The following is a 15,936-nucleotide window of genomic DNA, read 5'->3' as shown; positions in this document are numbered from 1 at the left end:
GCCGGCGAAGCTACTGCGCCTTGATCCGCATCTCGACCCGCCGGTTGACGGGATCGTAGGGATCGGGATTGCGTGGATTGGCCTCGCCGAGACCGACCGCCTTGATGCGGGTGGATTCGATGCCGTTGGATTCGAGGAAGGCGGTGACCGATTGCGCCCTGCGCTGCGACAGGCCTTCATTGTACGTCGCCGAGCCGGATGCGTCGGTATAGCCTTCGACGACGAAGGACAGCTTGCTCAGCCGATCGTCCTTCAGCGCCTTGGCGAATTCGTCGAGTTCGCTGCGCGCCTTGGCGTCGAGCTCGGACGAATCCAGGCTGAAATTGATCAGCATATCGAGGCCGGTCTTCTCCGGAGGCTTTTCTTTCTGGCTGGTCTTGCTCTTGCACTCGTCCTCGGTGCCGACACAAATCCCGCGTGCCGCGCCGTGATCGGCCGCGCCGGAAAAAAACTTCACAATGTCTTCCGATTTCTGAAGTGGGTCGGCATAGACGTGAGTCGAGAAAAGCACGGTCGCCAATGCCAAGACTGAAATGTGCCGCTGCATAACGGTTACTCCCGTTTCGAGCATCCGATTTTCACTCAGGCCCGATCCATGGATCCGGGCCAACTCTTCCTGTTCGACAATGATCTGTCGAGATCACGGTCGGCTGTGGAATATACCAAACCGTGAGGCGTTTGTCTGTGAACAACGTCATGGACATGTGGTGGTCGACAGACTTGACCCGCGCCTCGCAGGCGGGTTGAGTGAGGGCTGGGGAAGGATAACAGCAGCGATGGTCAACGGGCTTCGATTCCAGACCGCACGCGATCTCTTCGCCGCGAACACGGCTGTCGCCCGGGACATGACGGCCGTTCCGACCGACCAACCCTCGCTCGAGTTCTGCCGCCGGCTGATGGCCGGGCGCATCCCCGAGGAAGCGATTACCTTTTGCGCCTATCTCCTGCCTGACCGGGCCGCAATCTGGTGGGGCCATGAGTGCCTGGGGCATCTGACCGAGCTGCTCGAAGAGCAGGACCTCGCAACGCTGACACTGATCCAGGAGTGGGTCGGCGACCCCAACAATGCAACCCGCCGGGAGGCTGTCGCCGGGGCGGCGATGACGCAGCAGCACACGCCTGCCGGCTGGATCGCGCTCGCGGCGCAACGGCACATCAATGGCCTGACGCCGCAGACCAACGGGTCGAGGCTGCGGCCGCTGCCGGCTGCGCATGCCGTCAATGCCGGCATACTGGCCGGACTGGCGCGGGTTGCGGTGGCGGACCGTTTCTCCGTGCTCACCGCCTTTGTCGAGATGGGCATCCATCTGGCCGAAACCGAGGCGCTGCGCCGAGCCTGATTGCTCTGGATCGTGATGAGATTTCATTGAAATCTGATCCAACCCATTGTTGGCGGTCTCATTTGCAGCCGTTTTGCGCCCATTTGCCGAGTGCCACCTTGAAGCGCGTGCCCAGCGGGTGTTGCAGGCGCAACACCGAGACATCATTGGTGACGTAGGTCTTGGCCTGGTCGCACAGCCGCTCCTCGGTCCATTGATGACAGTTGCTGCACTGGTTGTCCCAGACGGACTTTTCCAGGCCCTCGACCGGACTGAAGTGCGGCTTGCCCTGGATGAGTTGGGCGATGCTCTTGCCGTCGATCGCCGGGTCGCCGAAATTGACCGGAACGTCGAAAAGGACTGGCGCGTCCGAGCCCAGCTTCGGAATTTCCTCACGCAGCTGTTCCAGCGCCTGCTCGCCGGCGTCCGTACCCGGCGGATTGGCGGCCGCGCCGGTGCGCGCCTGCGTATCGCCTTCGGGCGCAGCCGCGCCGGAATCGCCGACGATCAGCGGCGCCTTGAGATCGACCTTGTGAAGCACGACATCGGTGGTCAGCGAAACGCTGACCCAGGGCTGCTGGCGTCCGGCTGTGGCCTTGAACACATCCGACGTAACCCGGTTCATCGCTTCGGTGATCGAGACGTTGACCTCGCCGATATGGGCAAGCAGCGCCGCCGAAAATGGCGAGTGCTCGCCCGGTCCGTCATAGGCGAGCTGGTTGGGACTGGCAGCGAAGGCGACCAGCGTGCCGGCGCCGCCATTCTCGATCGGTATTTCGGCAAGGCCGCTGCTTGCCGTGCTGTCGCCGCCAGTCTCCTTGGCAAGCACATCGGCGAGCGGGTTGTCGCGGCAGGCGTCGAGGAACACCAGCCTGATGCTGGTCTCGCGCGACATCTGCCGCAGGATGAAGTCCACCTGCACGGCTTCGAAGTCGAGCGAGGTCTCGTCCTCCAGCGCCGCATCGACAGGCAGCAGGTAATTCCTGCCCGAGACCTGCAGGCCATGACCGGCATAGAAGAACAGCGCGATATCGGCGCCACGCACCTGCCGCGCGAATTGCGCGATCTTTTCCTGCGTCTGCGCCTTGGTGAGATCGAGGCCGGAGACGATTTCGAAGCCCAGCCCCTTCAGGCGATCGGACATTGCCTGCGCATCGTTCACCGGATTGGGCAGCACCGGCGCGTTCCGGTAGTGGGAATTGCCGAGCACCAGGGCGATGCGGCGTTCGGCACTGGCCGCGGTCATGGTAATGATCATGGTCAACGCAAGCGCCAGCACGGCGAGGCCGATGCCGCGCATGAAGTTGCCGCAACTTGCAATGATGTCCAAACGCACCGGGTTCCTTTTCGGTTGACGGGCCTTCTCAGTTAAGGACCGGCTCAGTTGGAGAGCGGCGTGGCGGAGAACTCGATCCGCCGGTTCAGCGCCTTGTTCTTCGGCGTATCGTTCGGCGCCACCGGCTTTTCCTCGCCATAGCCGGAAGCCGTGATCTGCGCCGATGGAATGCCCGCAGCGATGATCGCGTCGGCGACCGCCTTGGCGCGCCGTTCCGACAGGTTCTTGTTGGCCGTCGGCGAGCCGTCGGAATCGGTATGGCCCGAAACCTCGACCTTCAGTTTCGGACATTTGCCGACGACGCCGACCACCTCGGCCAGCAGTGGGCGGCTCTTTTCATCGAGCCGAGCGCTGGCTGGGCGAAAATAGACGGCGCCGGTGCGCGACAGCACCTCGAACCTGTTCAGGCATTCATCGTCGCTGAAGGACGTCTTGCCTGCATCTGTGGCGACCGGCCCGGCATCGGCTGGGGCTGCGGCCGCGACGGCAGGCGTGGCCGCAGGCTTGGCGCCATCAGCGGTGAAGACGAAGTCGAACGACACCGAAGCCGTCGGGACGATGCTGCTGACATTGGCCGCCTGCTGGAGTTTTTCGATGTTGGGCAACAGGCCGAAATCCTCGACATGCACGGCGACCGGCGCCTCCGAGGCGATCGACACCATGCTGTCGGTGATCATGGTGACCACGACATTGGCCTCAAGGTCCTTGTCGACGCCGTGCAGGCTCAGGCGAAACGGGATATGCGCGCTCATGCGCCGTTTGGTGGCGAGATCAGCAAAAGCGGCGGGATCGACTTTCGCCGTCACTTCCGCCGTCGGGAATTTGAAGGTTTCGAAGAACAGGAAGCGCATGCGGACATTGCGAAGGTCGATACCGGTGTCGACCGAGTTGAGGTCGAACGTGACCTTGGCGGCGCCATCCGATGTCAGCGTGCCCGAGAGGTTCCTGATCTTGTTGGTTTCGACAATGGTGTTCTTCTTCACCGATTGATAGGTGAGTGTCGAATTCGCCGGATCGAGCGTCCAGTTCGGCTGCGCATTCGCCACTTCCGGCGCAAGCAGCAACAGGCCGAACACCACGACCACCAGAGCCGGCGGACGCCAGCGCTGCGACGGCTTTCCATGCCTTACTAATCCGACGACCCCGAACATGCATGCCCCCCGTGACAACACATTTCAGTTGCGATGACGGCGGTCGAACGTCGTCACCTCAGCCACCATAGTGCGTTAGCCGCGGCTTAGCGAGTAGCGGAGGCGTGATATCGCCGTTACTCCCCTTGGACGGGCCCCGGTTACCGGCTGGCCCACAGCACCCCACGCTCGAAGATGGTGCGCATTTGCGGCACGGAAAACTCATCCGCGGTGTGGCCGAGCGCGCTGAAGAAGACGCGGCCCTTGCCGTAGCGGCGCTTCCAGACCACGGGCATGACGACGCCGTCGATGAAGTCGAGATGCTCACCGCTGAACGTCGTCGTCGCCAGCACCTCGTTGCTCGGGTCGACATGCATGTAATACTGCTCGGAATGGTAGGCGAAACCCTCGATACCCCTGACGATCGGATCGTCGCTGATGATGTCGACACGGTAGTCGATGATGTCGCCGGGGTGCGCGACCCATTGGCCGCCGGTCATGAACTGATAGGCCGGCTCGTTGCGAAAACTGTCGCCCATGGTGCCGTGGAAGCCGGCAAGGCCGGTCCCGCCGCTGACGGCGGCGGTGAGGTTTTGCAGCTCCGGTTTATCGATCGTCGACATGGTGATCACCGGCACGATCAGATCGATGGCCGGGAGCTGCGGATCGGCAAGCGCCGATGTGCCCTCTTCTGTCCGCACCTCGAAGCCATGCCCGGTCAATATCTCGCTGACGACAGCGGCGCTGCGAGCCGGCGTGTGGCCTTCCCATCCGCCCCAGAAAATCAGTGCCGTCTTGCTCATGCTCGTCTCTCCTTTGGTCAGCAATATTGATAGGCAAGCGGAACGCTTTTGTCTTCCTTCCATGATGGGCATTCTGGGACGGGCATTTCTGGTCGGAAATCACGAACCGGCGATGAATTCCGTGGATGAGGACCGATTGGCCGCGCTGGCGTCTTGTTTCAATACCGGGCTGCACTCAAATCAGCTGTCTTCGCGTTTGCGCAGACATCGGTCCGATGCGCCCGCAACCAGCCGGAGCCTTCCGGGGAGACCGCTTTATGAGTTTCGACCAGACGACTGTCGCCGCCTATCTGGAAGTCATCACCATCAACCTTGTGCTCTCTGGCGACAATGTCGTGGTGATCGGCATGGCGGCCGCAGGCCTCGCCAAGGCGTTGCGGCAGAAGGCGATCATCGCCGGCATTGCCGCGGCGGCGGTGATCCGCATCGTCTTTGCCGTGATCGCGGTGCAGCTGCTGGAAATTCCTGGGATCATGCTGGTCGGCGGCATGCTTTTGTTCTGGGTGTGCTGGAACATGTTCCAGGAGTTGCGCTCGGCCGGCGACGGCGAGGACGTCGACAATGAAGCCGCAGCACTTGCGACGGCGCGGCCGGCCAAGGCGCTGCGCACCGCGATCCTGCAGATCGTCGTCGCCGATGTCTCGATGTCGCTGGACAATGTGCTGGCCGTGGCGGGCGCCGCCGCCCACGACATGAATGCGCTGGTGTTCGGTCTCATCCTGTCGGTGGTTCTGATGGCGGTCGCCTCGACGCTGGTGGCGGCGCTGCTTGCCAGGTATCGCTGGATCGGCTGGCTCGGTCTGGCAATCATCGTCTATGTCGCGGGAAATATGACTCTGGACGGCGTCGAGCAGATGAGAACGGTCGGCTTCCACGCGCTGCTCTCGCCAGTTGCAAGCTAGATCCTCCTGGCGATCAAATGATATCGAAAATCCGCCCTGGGTTGAGAATGTTGTGCGGATCGAACGCCACCTTCAGCCGGCGCATGGCTGATAGTTCGGCGTCGCTGCGCACGAGGTTCAGCCATTTCTTCTTGTCGAGGCCGATGCCGTGCTCGGCCGAGACGGCGCCACCGCATGCCGCCACGCCGTGATAGATGATCTCATAGGCGGCCGCCGGTTCCGTGGTGTCGACCTGATAGTGCAGATTGCCGTCGCCGAGATGGCCGAAGACGTAGATCTCGGCGCGGCTGTCGACGGCGTGGATCGCGGCTTCGGCGTTGCGCAGGAAATCCGCCATGGTCGCCAACGGGATGCTGATGTCGACGCCGATCATGCCCTCGATCGCAAACAGGAAGCGGTTGGCCTCTTCGCGCACATCCCATAGCGCACGGAATTCGCGCGGCGACTGCGAGACGACCACGTCGGCGACGATGCCGTCTTCGACCGCCTGCATCAGCACCGAAGCGAAACGCTCGCCGTCCAGCTCGGCCTGGTTGCCCTGGATCTCGGCCAGCACGTAAACCGGCGCGCCGGCCGGCAGCGGCGCCGGCGCCGCCATGCCGGCAATCATGGAGCCGTAGAGCGGCGAGAAATTCACCTCATAGGCTGACAGCAAGGGACCGAGCCGCTGCTTGAGCAGGTCGAGCAGCGCAATGGCCGCCCCCAGCGAGCCAAGCGCGCAGAATGCGGCAACCTCGGTGGCGGGCTTGGGATGCAGCCGCAGGCAGGCGCGAGTAACCACGCCCAGCGTGCCTTCGGTGCCAATGAAAAGCTGGTTGAGATCGTATCCCGAATTGTCCTTGGCCAGGCCACGCAACGAAGTCAGGATCGAGCCGTCGGCAAGCACGGCCTCCAGCCCCAGAACCTGGGCGCGGTACATGCCGTAGCGCAGCACGCGAATGCCGCCGGCATTCGTGGCGATGTTGCCGCCGACCGTCGCCGTGCCGCGCGCGCCGATATCGACGCCGAACATCAGGCCGGCTGCATCGGCCGCTTCCTGCACCATTTGCAGCGGCGCGCCGGCCTCTGCCATGATGGTTGCCGCGGCGCGGTCGGGCGCTTCGACCGCGGTCATGCGCTCCAGCGACAGCACCGCTTCGCCCGGCTGCACGCGCGCGCCGCCGGCCAGCCCGGTGCGGCCGCCATGGACGACCAGCTTCTGGCCGATACCACTGCATAGGCGCAGGATTTCGGCGACGTCGGCGGCGTTGCGCGGACGCAAGACCAGTTCGGGCTGGCCGCCGCCCTTGCCGGAGAGGTCGTCGCCATAGCGCGGATCGATAGCATCGCCGATCACAATCGCGGCGGCATCGAGCCGACGATATAGCTGGGAAAGAAGCCGATCGATCTGTTGTGTCATGGTGCCTGGACTTTTCAGCGCTCTTTGTGACCGAGACTTTGATGCGCGACAATTTTCGCGTCAATTGAACAAATTTACGCACGGTATAATCTGTCATTGCGCGTTGAACCCACTGACGTTTCCTGTAAATTTCGTCTGCCGTTGCGTGGCGGACGCGCCGGCTGCAGGACCGTGGGCAGCGTCAAGGGATGACCGAGGTTCTGGCGCGTGCCAGACGAGGATTGAATGCCAATGACGCACAAGACGATGGAGGATTTCGCCCGCTCCTGCGGCGTCTCCAGGCCGACGCTGTCGAAATATTTCGACGATCCGACGAGCGTCAAGCCGGCAACGCGCAAGCGCATCGAAGAGGCGTTGCGGTCGTCCGACTACCAGCCCAATCTGTTTGCCCGCAACCTCAACCGCAAGCGCACCCGCGCCATCGGCATTGTCGTACCGACGGTCACCGATCCCTTCTATTCCGAAATGGTCAGCCGCATCGAGCTCAGGCTGCGCGACGAGGGCTACTGGCCGATCGTCATCTCCTCGCATGGCTCAACCGAGCTCGAAATGGAGGCGACACGTACCATCCTGTCGCTGAAAGTTTCGGGCGCGCTGATCGCGCCGCTCGGCTTGCGTTCGGACCGGCGCACGCTGGAGAAGCTGACCCAGACAATGCCGGTCGTCTATTTCGATACCTATCTTGAAGGCGGCACGCCCTTTGTCGGCAACAACAATGCCCAGAGCGTCTCGACCATCGTCGACTATCTCTGCCGCTCCGGCGACGCCCCGATCTATTTCGACATCCCGCATGTCAATCACAATTCGCCGGAGCGCCTGAACAGTTACGTCGCCGCGATGCGTCAGCTTGGCCAGGAGCCGGTGGTTATCGGCAACACCCGAGACTACACATGGGATTTCGAGCGCATCGGCTACGAGCAGATGGAACAGATGCTCGGGGCCAGCGGCCTGCCGGGCAAGACCAGAGGTCTGCCCGGCAAGACCGGGGGTCTGCCCGGCAAGACCATGCTGTGTGCGAATGACCGCCTGGCCTTCGGCGTGATGGCGGCAGCCTTCGCGAAAGGGCTGAAGATCGGCCGCAAGGCCGATTGCGACCTGCGTATCGCCGCCCATGACGACCATCCGCTGAGCCGCTACACCTGCCCCGCACTGACCACCATCGCGCAGGATTTTGCCGCCATGGCGGGGCGCAGCGTCGAGACACTGCTCGCTTTGCTCAACGAGGATACGGCAAACGTCGCGCCGAAGGTCAGCCTCGACGCCGCCCTGGTGATGCGTCAGTCCGCTTGAGCCTTTCCAAAGGCAGGATCGAAGCTTCGCCACGCGGCAATGGCGGCGGCAACCGCCTGTCTCGCTGCCGGGCCGTGACGGCCCATCGAGACGAAGCCGTGGATCTGACCGGGCCAGTGTTCCAGCACGACCGGCACGCCGGCCTGCTGCAGACGCCTGGCATAGGCCTCGCCTTCGTCGGCGAGGATGTCGTGACCGGCGATGGCGATGAAGGTGGGCGGCGCACCGGCGAGGCTTTCCGCCTTCAGCGGTGAGGTACGCCAGTCGCCGATGTCGGCGGCATTGCGGATATAATGGTCGCGGAACCAGGCCATGGTCGAGGCGGTCAGGCCAAAGCCTGCGGCGAAGCGGCGATAGCTGTCGGCCGTCTGCCCGGCATCGGTGTTGGGATAAAACAGAAGCTGCGCTGCCGGCGGATTTTTGTCCCCCCGCGTGAGCAGGCCGAGCACCGTGGCGAGATTGCCGCCGGCGCTGTCGCCGGCAACCGCGATGCGGGCAGCGTCGATGCCGAGTTCGTCCGCGGCGCTTTGCATGAAGGCAAGTGCCGCTCGGCAATCCTCTATTGCCGCCGGGAATTTGTGTTCCGGCGCCAGCCGGTAGTCGACGGAAACGACGACAGCGCCTGCCTCGTTGGCGAACCAGCGGCAGATCTCGTCATGCGAGTCGAGATTGCCGATTACCCAGCCGCCGCCATGGAGATAAAGCAGCGCCGGAGCGCCTGCCGAAGGCGCGCCCTGCCCGCGATAGATCCTGAGCCTCAGCGGACCGCCGGGTCCTGCAATGATGCGCTCGCTGATCGACGCGACCAGCTCGCGCTCGCCTTGCAGGGTCGGGAAGCCTTCATTGTAGGCGCGGCGCGCCTGCTCAGGCGTTCCCGTTTCGAACGGCGGCGCGCCGGCCTGGCTGCCGAGCTCGAGCACATGCCGGGCCTCCGGATCTAGGGGCGACGGGGACGGTGGCGATGGCGTCACGGGCGAACCTCCGTCAGGCAAGCAGGGTTGCGGCTTCGTCTTCGCCAAGCAGCGGCGGCTGGTCGACCGTGCCGTTGACGGCAACCGAGCCACGGCTTTCGCCCGAAGCCAGGATCGCCTCCATGATCTCAAGCACATGCAGCGCCAGCTCGCCCGAGGCGCGCGGTTTTCTGCCCGCGTCCAGCGCGCGCGCCAGATCGGCGACGCCGAGCATGCGGTAATTGGCACGGTCGGGCGCGGCATAGGGCCAGTTGCGGGCGCCATACAATTCGCTCTCGCTGGCGAAATCGGCCCAGTCGGCGCCACGTTCCGACAGCGAGACCGTGCCGCCGAACGTGTCGGGATCGGGTAGCCTGAGCGAGCCTTCGGTGCCGTGCAGTTCGATCGGATGGTTGGAGTGTTTGAAAACATCCCATGAGGCGCCGAAGGTGACGGTGGCGCCCGAGCGGAATTCGAGCAGCGATATTATGTTGGTCGGCGTGCCGACCTTGAACGTCGTGTTCTTGAACGGCCCGTCGGCCGTGATCAGCCTCTCCTCCTGGCCGCGCGTCGCCATCGCCATGACGCGCTCGACCGGCCCGAGCAGATTGACCAGCACGGTCAGGTAATAGGGACCCATGTCGAACACCGGACCGCCGCCGGGCTGATAATAGAATTGCGGATTGGGATGCCAATGCTCCATGCCGCGCCCCATCATGAAAGCGGTGCCGGTCACCGGCTTGCCGATGGCGCCGTCATCCATCAGCCGGCGCGCGCGGCGGCCGGCTGCACCCAGGAATGTGTCCGGCGCCGAGCCGATCAGCAGGCCGCGCTTCGCGGCCTCGGCGACAAGCCGGCGGCCGTCGGCGGCGGAGGTTGCCAACGGCTTTTCGGTGAAGACGTGCTTGCCCGCCGAAAGCGCCGAGAACGAAATATCGAAATGCGCCGCGGGGATTGTCAGGTTCAGCACGAGGTCGATATTGGGGTCGGCCAGCAGCGCGTCAACGCCGAGGGCGCGGATGCCGTATTCCCTGGCGCGCAGCTCAGCCATGTCAGCGGAAATGTCGGCGCAGGCGCGTAGCTCGACACCACCGAAGAGCGCTGCATTGCGCAGATAGGTCATCGAGATGTTGCCGCAGCCGATGACACCGATGCCGAGCTTTGTCTCTGATCCGTGCATTTCCAGCTTTCCTCTCAAGCCAAGGGCATGCTGCGCAACCGTTGCAGTTCCCACGACCCCCCGCAATCCGCTATACAGGACTTTAAATGTTGACGCGCGTAAAATTTTTTATAGAGCTTATGAGAATTCTGGCGTGCACTGGGAGGCCGCCAGCGTGAGGAGGAGAACATGACCGGCATGAAAAACGGCCGACGGCCGCTGCGAAGCCCGTGGCTCATGCGCGCTTTCCGTCGCGCATCAGAGACCGGGATGGGTTCAGGCATAGATCACCTTGGCCCCGATCCTATCAAGCTCGCTGCGTATTGGACCGGGCAGGCCATCGTCGGTGATCACCACATCGACGGCCGACAGCGAAAATGCCTTGGACGTCCCGCTGACGCCCCATTTGCTCGAATCGGCGAGCAGGACAACGCGCCGGGCCATGCGAACGAGGTTTCGCTTCGTTCGCGCCATGTCTTCGTTCACGTCGACCACATCCAGTGACGAGTCTATCGCATGCGCTCCAACAAAGACCTGATGCGCTACCAGGCCGCCGAGAGCCGTATCGGCATCGGTGATCAGCGTGCTCACCGTGTCGGGATAGACCCGGCCGCCGATCATATGAACGTCGAGCCCGGGACGATGCATAAGATGCTGCACGATATTCATGGCCGTGGCCGCGACCACGACATTGCTGAGCGGCGGTAACTGCATGGCAAGCTGCATCAAGGTCGAGCCACCGTCGAAGATGATCGACTGGTTGTCCTCGAAAAGGTCGAGCGCCGCCCGGGCGATGCGCTTCTTTGCGTCGAGGTTCGTTTGCATCCGCCGCGCGAACGCGGCCGTCGTCGAATCGGTGGTCCGGGTCACCGCTCCTCCACGGGTCTTGGTCAGCAGTCCCTTGCGGTCCAGTATTTCGAGGTCGGAGCGCACCGTGACCTCCGACACGCCAAACCCGTCCGACAGGTCCTTGATGCGAACCTGTCCGCTGCGTTGCACCTCGCCCAGGATCGATTGGCGTCTCTGCTCCGACAACATTGCCCTGCCTTGCCTTCCCGGGCCAGGCAATCGCCCTGGCCTCGGCTCACCTTACCGGAAATATGCAGATTCGAAAGCTTTCGAAAGATTGTTTTTCTTTTTTCTTTCGGAAACACTGGATTTGGCATTTTTAAATCAACCGATCAGGGAATTTTGGACTCATGAGCCTAGGAACCAGGGTGCGCCTCGCGCGCCTCTTCTCGCATCCATCGGGGAACCTTTTTGGCGGCGCGGTCGACCACTTCGTCGGCTATGGCGACGTGCGCAAAGGCGGCCTTGCCGACCTGCCGGGTGCGCTCGCATGCGTCATGGCGGGCAAACCCGACTACGTCAGCATCCAGCCTGGCACCGCGCGCCATCTGTGGCCGCAATATGCGGGCAAAGCTTCCCTGGTGATTCAGGCGGGCTGCTTCACCGCGGACGATCGCATCAGCGAGTTGATCGCAACGCCCGAGGACGCGGTGCGCGCGGGGGCCGATGCGTTGGCCGTGGCCATTCCGGTGCGCGGCGCGACGGAGGGCAAATACATACGCTGGCTGACCGATTCGGTGAATGCGGCGGCCCGCTACGGCATGCCTGTGGTGGCGCATATCTACCCTCGCGATTTCACCGACGGAGCAAAGATCGTCTTCACCCCCGACGAGATCGCCTATGCGGCGCGCATCGGTTACGAGTCCGGCGTCGACGTGATCAAGATCGGCTACACCGGCGATTTCGAGTCGTTCCGGGAGACCGTCCGGACCTGCCCGGTGCCGGTTGTCATCGCGGGCGGTCCAAAGACCGATACGCTGCTCGGCGCGCTTCAGCAGACGGCGGACGCCATCCGTGCCGGCGCGCACGGCGCCGTGGTCGGCCGCAATCTCTGGGGGCACGGCGATCCGGAGAAGGCAGCGCTTGCCTTTCGCGGCGTCATCCATGACGGCCTTTCGGCGCAAGACGCCCTGGCGAAGGCGGGCGCCTGAACGATGCCCACCGTCCCCGCCACCCTCGGCTTCGGCGCTATTGCGATCGACGACATCGTCTACGTCGATCAGCCATTGTCGGCGGGCAAGGGTAAGGTTCTGCAAAGTACCCGCGCTTTCGGGGGAAATGTCGCGACGGCGCTTGCCGCCGTCGCGCGGCTCGGCGGAACCGCCGGGTTCGTCGGATGGCTGGCCAGTGCCGCGGACGACGCCGTTCTGCTCGATCTCGTGGCGAGCGGTATTGAAACCGCATTCGCGCCGCGCCGTCCCGACGCGCGCCCGGTGCACTCGCGGATCACCGTCGGCTCGGACGGGGAAAGGTTCATCGCGTATGACGACGATGCGATGCTGGGCACCGCTCCGGACTTTCCGGACGATATCCTCAGCCGCGCAACCGTCCTGATCGTCGATAGCTATGCGACCGGGTCGCTGGATGTCGTGGCTCGGGCTCGCGATCTCGGCCTTGCGATCCTCGGCGATATCGAATGGAGCAGCGGCCCCGCCACGGAGCGGCTGATCGCGCTCTGCGACCATCTCATTCTTCCACTTAGCTTTGCACGGACTGCCACGGGGCGCCGATCGCCTGCCGAGATGCTCGATGCCTTGTGGTTGCCATCGCGATCCGCCGTGGTTCTGACCGATGGAGGCAGGGGTGTGTACTATCGCGGCCGTGAAGAGACAGGTCTCTGGCACCTGCCCCCGCACCGGGTTGCGGTCGTCGACTCCACAGGCGCGGGTGACTGCTTTCATGGCGCCTATGCCCATGCGTTGACGCGCGGAGCCGACACCGCGGGCCGGATCGCATTCGCGGCCGCGGCGGCGGCCGTTTCGATAACGGGGCGTGGCGGGCGCGAGGCGCTTCCGACCGAGGACCAGGTCACGCAACTCCTGGCATCGGCGAACGCGCCGTCAGCAGTCGACCTGAAAAATGCGCATGTGGATGCTGGAGCATGACCTGAAACGATCCGACGAAACATTTCGCAGGCGAACACAAGCCCAGGAGAATCATAAAAATCAGAGCTTATACTTGTGGAGGGAGGAATATGGCAGAAGTCATTCTTGAGAAGATCTGCAAAACCTACGGGAACAGTTTTCGCGCAATCGACCAGTTGAACCTGTCGGTCAAGGACGGCGAGTTCTTGATCCTCGTCGGGCCTTCCGGCTGCGGCAAATCCACGGCGTTGCGAATGATCGCGGGGTTGGAAGACATCACCAGCGGCAGCCTTCGGATCGGCGGGGTCGACGTCGTCGACATGCCGCCCAAGGACCGCGACATCGCGATGGTGTTCCAGAGCTACGCGCTCTACCCGCATATGACGGTATCCGAAAACATCGCCTTTTCGATGCGGCTGGCAGGCAAGCCGAAGGCCGAGCGCAAGAAGCGCGTGGACGAGATCGCCAAAACTCTTCAGCTGACGTCTTTGCTGGACAGCAAACCCGCGAACCTGTCAGGCGGGCAGCGTCAACGGGTTGCCATGGGCCGCGCCATGGTGCGCGAGCCGGCCGCCTTTCTCATGGACGAGCCGCTTTCCAATCTGGATGCGAAACTGCGTGTGCAAATGCGCGCCGAAATCACCAGCCTGCAAAAGCAGCTCGGCGTCACGACCATTTACGTGACCCACGATCAGATCGAAGCGATGACGATGGGCGACAGAGTCGCGGTGTTGAAAGGCGGTGTGCTGCAGCAGGTCGACACACCCAAGAGGCTCTATGAATCGCCGGTTAACGCCTTCGTTGCCGGCTTCATCGGCTCTCCTTCGATGAACCTTTTCGAGGCGACCCTGAAGGGCGGCGAGCTCGCTTTTCGCGACTTCGCCGTCCGGCTGCAGGATGCAGCCTTCGTGCGCAGGCCGGCCTTGAGGTCGTATGCGGGGCGCAAGGTCGTGTTCGGGATCAGACCGGAGGATCTTTATGACAGCAGCCTTGAATCCGGTCGCAAGTATCAGACGATACCGGCCAGGGTGACCTCGATCGAGGAACTCGGCTCCGAACAGATCGTCCACATGAACATCGACGCGGTCCGGGTGGACTCCGGCGATCCGGATGCGGTGGACGATTTCGGCCTGGCGTCGAACGCGGTGGCGAGGTTCGAGCCGATCAGCGCCGTCCGCTCCGGCTCGGAGATCCGGTTGGCCGTGGATGATGCCAAGTTCCATTTCTTCGATCCCGAAACGCATCTGGCGATCTGAAGATCTGCGGAAGACCGCGGGCGGGAGCGAGGTGCCTGCGGAAGATACAAGAAGGCTTCTGAATGAACAGACGATCGTCCGCATTGTGCGGCCGATCTTGAAGAAGGAGGAGAAAATGATGTTTCGGATACGACCCGCGATGCTGAAAATAGCCGCGGCCGCATGGTTGCTTGGTGCAACCGGCGCCATGGCGGACACCACGCTGGAATTCACCCAATGGTGGGAGCCCGAATTGCCGGGCGGCTCGCTCAGGGCAATCATGAACGACTTCGAGGCTGCAAACCCCGGCATCAAGGTGACGCTGGTCAGCGGTCCCTATGCGACCACGCGAGACCAGATCTCGGTCGGCGCCGCAACCGGAACGCTTAGCGACGTCGTCGGTCTCGACGGCGCCTGGGTGAACAATCTGAACGCGCAGGGTGCGCTGGCCGACATGAACCCGATGATGGATGCGAGCGGGTTCGACAAGACCCAGGTCGCGGATATCATCAAGGTGGACGGCAAGGCGGTGATGTTTCCCGTGGCTTCGTTCGTCTATCCGGTCTTCGTCAATCTGGACCTCGCCGCCCAGGCAGGCGTGACCAAGCTGCCGTCGACCCGCGCGGAGTTTCTCGAAGCCGCCAAGAAGATGACCCATGCCGACAAGAACCAGTATGGCTGGGTGCTGCCCTTGTCGCTGCAAACGCCGTCCGGTGTCCAGAACGACCTGATGTCGTGGGTCTGGGCCTCGGGCCAAACGATGATGGTTGAAGGCAAGCCGGCTCTCGAGGGCAAGCCGGTCGTCGATATGCTCACCTTCGTCAAATCGCTGAACGACGCCGGCGTCATCTCGCCCGGCATTGCCACCAAGACCGAGCAGGAGAAGGTCGAGGAATTCGTCAACGATCGGGTCGGAATGATGATCGACTCGCTTGCGCATGTGAACCTCATCCGCAAACGCAATCCCAAGCTGAACTTCGACCTGATCCCGGTCCCGGTCGTGGCGGACTACAGCGGCAAGCGCGGCCTTCCCTACGCCTCCTGGGGCATCGGCATCTCCGCCGCCTCGAAACATCAGGATGAAGCCTGGAAGCTCGTCCAATATCTGATGAGCGAAAAGGTGAATGCCAAGCTCGTGTCGCTTGCAAACGCCTTCCCGGGCAACGTCAACGCCAAGCCCGATTTCGTGACCTCGGACAAGGCTTTCGCCAAGGCTTTCGAAATCTTCAAGACCGGCTATCTCGCCAACGAGTTCACGGGCCTGCCGGTGGCTGAAGACCTGATGACTCAGTTCGACGTGGAGGCTCAGAAGATGCTTGCCGGCGAGCAGTCTCCGGAACAAGCCGCAACCAACGCTCAAAAGGGCTGGATGGCGAAATTCTGAGCGGCCCATTGCCCGTTTGCTATCTTCCACCGGTGGCCCGGCCTCGCCAGGCCACCCGTCAACAACGGATCGGCAATTTGAGATGGACCTGTTTTT

The 15,936-nt window shown here is 63.1% G+C and carries 15 protein-coding genes; 7 read left to right on the top strand and 8 right to left on the bottom strand.

Annotated features, from left to right (window positions below):
* Positions 1 to 10: 10 nt before the first annotated feature.
* Positions 11 to 547 (bottom strand): OmpA family protein, encoded by a 537-nt coding sequence (locus X771_RS158795; protein WP_023687009.1) that lies wholly within the window; start codon positions 545 to 547, stop codon positions 11 to 13.
* Positions 548 to 776: 229 nt separating this feature from the next.
* On the opposite strand from X771_RS158795, the gene X771_RS158800 reads away from it, so the two are divergent.
* Complete coding sequence (locus tag X771_RS158800) at positions 777 to 1,340, top strand: hypothetical protein (RefSeq protein WP_023687008.1); 564 nt, start codon at positions 777 to 779, stop codon at positions 1,338 to 1,340.
* A 58-nt stretch (positions 1,341 to 1,398) separates the two neighbouring features.
* Here the strand turns inward: X771_RS158800 and X771_RS158805 are convergent, their stop codons facing one another.
* The 3 genes from X771_RS158805 to X771_RS158815 all read right to left on the bottom strand — a co-directional run bounded on the left by X771_RS158805 (position 1,399) and on the right by X771_RS158815 (position 4,588).
* Positions 1,399 to 2,649, bottom strand: a complete 1,251-nt coding sequence (locus X771_RS158805) for a caspase domain-containing protein (RefSeq protein ID WP_245262524.1) — start codon at positions 2,647 to 2,649, stop codon at positions 1,399 to 1,401.
* Between the two features lie 50 nt (positions 2,650 to 2,699).
* On the bottom strand, positions 2,700 to 3,806 hold the full coding sequence (locus X771_RS158810; protein ID WP_023687006.1) for an OmpA family protein: 1,107 nt from the start codon (positions 3,804 to 3,806) through the stop codon (positions 2,700 to 2,702).
* A gap of 140 nt (positions 3,807 to 3,946) precedes the next feature.
* Positions 3,947 to 4,588 (bottom strand): ThuA domain-containing protein, encoded by a 642-nt coding sequence (locus tag X771_RS158815; protein ID WP_023687005.1) that lies wholly within the window; start codon positions 4,586 to 4,588, stop codon positions 3,947 to 3,949.
* Between the two features lie 257 nt (positions 4,589 to 4,845).
* On the opposite strand from X771_RS158815, the gene X771_RS158820 reads away from it, so the two are divergent.
* Positions 4,846 to 5,490, top strand: a complete 645-nt coding sequence (locus tag X771_RS158820) for a YjbE family putative metal transport protein (RefSeq protein ID WP_023687004.1) — start codon at positions 4,846 to 4,848, stop codon at positions 5,488 to 5,490.
* A 13-nt stretch (positions 5,491 to 5,503) separates the two neighbouring features.
* Here the strand turns inward: X771_RS158820 and X771_RS158825 are convergent, their stop codons facing one another.
* The gene (locus X771_RS158825; protein ID WP_023687003.1) at positions 5,504 to 6,889 is read right to left on the bottom strand and encodes an FAD-binding oxidoreductase; all 1,386 of its coding nucleotides are present in this window, start codon (positions 6,887 to 6,889) and stop codon (positions 5,504 to 5,506) included.
* A gap of 225 nt (positions 6,890 to 7,114) precedes the next feature.
* Here X771_RS158825 and X771_RS158830 point away from each other — a divergent pair, with 225 nt between their 5' ends.
* Positions 7,115 to 8,179: a LacI family DNA-binding transcriptional regulator gene (locus tag X771_RS158830; protein WP_031202457.1), complete on the top strand. Its 1,065-nt coding sequence runs from the start codon at positions 7,115 to 7,117 to the stop codon at positions 8,177 to 8,179.
* Here the strand turns inward: X771_RS158830 and X771_RS158835 are convergent.
* The 3 genes from X771_RS158835 to X771_RS158845 all read right to left on the bottom strand — a co-directional run bounded on the left by X771_RS158835 (position 8,167) and on the right by X771_RS158845 (position 11,326).
* The gene (locus X771_RS158835) at positions 8,167 to 9,099 is read right to left on the bottom strand and encodes an alpha/beta hydrolase (protein WP_245259884.1); all 933 of its coding nucleotides are present in this window, start codon (positions 9,097 to 9,099) and stop codon (positions 8,167 to 8,169) included. The two genes, X771_RS158830 and X771_RS158835, sit on opposite strands and share 13 nt — an antisense overlap.
* Before the next feature lie 64 nt (positions 9,100 to 9,163).
* A complete protein-coding gene (locus X771_RS158840) occupies positions 9,164 to 10,309 on the bottom strand; it encodes a Gfo/Idh/MocA family oxidoreductase (RefSeq protein ID WP_023687000.1) in 1,146 nt (381 codons plus the stop codon).
* A 255-nt stretch (positions 10,310 to 10,564) separates the two neighbouring features.
* Positions 10,565 to 11,326, bottom strand: coding sequence for a DeoR/GlpR family DNA-binding transcription regulator (locus X771_RS158845; protein ID WP_023686999.1), 762 nt, complete (start codon positions 11,324 to 11,326; stop codon positions 10,565 to 10,567).
* Between the two features lie 161 nt (positions 11,327 to 11,487).
* Here X771_RS158845 and X771_RS158850 point away from each other — a divergent pair, with 161 nt between their 5' ends.
* The 4 genes from X771_RS158850 (at position 11,488) to X771_RS158865 (ending at position 15,840) form a co-directional block, all read left to right on the top strand.
* Positions 11,488 to 12,288, top strand: a complete 801-nt coding sequence (locus X771_RS158850; RefSeq protein WP_023686998.1) for a class I fructose-bisphosphate aldolase — start codon at positions 11,488 to 11,490, stop codon at positions 12,286 to 12,288.
* Between the two features lie 3 nt (positions 12,289 to 12,291).
* Entirely contained in the window at positions 12,292 to 13,242 is a 951-nt protein-coding gene (locus X771_RS158855; protein ID WP_023686997.1) for a PfkB family carbohydrate kinase, read from the top strand.
* Positions 13,243 to 13,331: 89 nt separating this feature from the next.
* A complete protein-coding gene (locus tag X771_RS158860; protein WP_023686996.1) occupies positions 13,332 to 14,477 on the top strand; it encodes an ABC transporter ATP-binding protein in 1,146 nt (381 codons plus the stop codon).
* A 115-nt stretch (positions 14,478 to 14,592) separates the two neighbouring features.
* Positions 14,593 to 15,840, top strand: a complete 1,248-nt coding sequence (locus X771_RS158865; RefSeq protein ID WP_023686995.1) for a sugar ABC transporter substrate-binding protein — start codon at positions 14,593 to 14,595, stop codon at positions 15,838 to 15,840.
* Positions 15,841 to 15,936 lie beyond the last annotated feature (96 nt).

This window comes from Mesorhizobium sp. LSJC269B00 (assembly GCF_000502815.1).
In the GTDB taxonomy this organism is placed as follows: Bacteria; Pseudomonadota; Alphaproteobacteria; order Rhizobiales; family Rhizobiaceae; genus Mesorhizobium.
The sequence above is the reverse complement of the archived record's forward strand: the minus strand, read 5'-3'. Positions and strand labels throughout refer to the sequence as shown.

What these genes read in the sequence shown, in the direction of transcription:
- X771_RS158840 (WP_023687000.1), bottom strand. Translation starts at nt 10,309, where the DNA reads ATGCACGGATCAGAGACAAAGCTCGGCATCGGTGTCATCGGCTGCGGC.
- X771_RS158820 (WP_023687004.1), top strand. Translation starts at nt 4,846, where the DNA reads ATGAGTTTCGACCAGACGACTGTCGCCGCCTATCTGGAAGTCATCACC.
- X771_RS158815 (WP_023687005.1), bottom strand. Translation starts at nt 4,588, where the DNA reads ATGAGCAAGACGGCACTGATTTTCTGGGGCGGATGGGAAGGCCACACG.
- X771_RS158860 (WP_023686996.1), top strand. Translation starts at nt 13,332, where the DNA reads ATGGCAGAAGTCATTCTTGAGAAGATCTGCAAAACCTACGGGAACAGT.
- X771_RS158825 (WP_023687003.1), bottom strand. Translation starts at nt 6,889, where the DNA reads ATGACACAACAGATCGATCGGCTTCTTTCCCAGCTATATCGTCGGCTC.
- X771_RS158845 (WP_023686999.1), bottom strand. Translation starts at nt 11,326, where the DNA reads ATGTTGTCGGAGCAGAGACGCCAATCGATCCTGGGCGAGGTGCAACGC.
- X771_RS158850 (WP_023686998.1), top strand. Translation starts at nt 11,488, where the DNA reads ATGAGCCTAGGAACCAGGGTGCGCCTCGCGCGCCTCTTCTCGCATCCA.
- X771_RS158810 (WP_023687006.1), bottom strand. Translation starts at nt 3,806, where the DNA reads ATGTTCGGGGTCGTCGGATTAGTAAGGCATGGAAAGCCGTCGCAGCGC.
- X771_RS158800 (WP_023687008.1), top strand. Translation starts at nt 777, where the DNA reads ATGGTCAACGGGCTTCGATTCCAGACCGCACGCGATCTCTTCGCCGCG.
- X771_RS158865 (WP_023686995.1), top strand. Translation starts at nt 14,593, where the DNA reads ATGATGTTTCGGATACGACCCGCGATGCTGAAAATAGCCGCGGCCGCA.
- X771_RS158855 (WP_023686997.1), top strand. Translation starts at nt 12,292, where the DNA reads ATGCCCACCGTCCCCGCCACCCTCGGCTTCGGCGCTATTGCGATCGAC.
- X771_RS158795 (WP_023687009.1), bottom strand. Translation starts at nt 547, where the DNA reads ATGCAGCGGCACATTTCAGTCTTGGCATTGGCGACCGTGCTTTTCTCG.
- X771_RS158830 (WP_031202457.1), top strand. Translation starts at nt 7,115, where the DNA reads ATGCCAATGACGCACAAGACGATGGAGGATTTCGCCCGCTCCTGCGGC.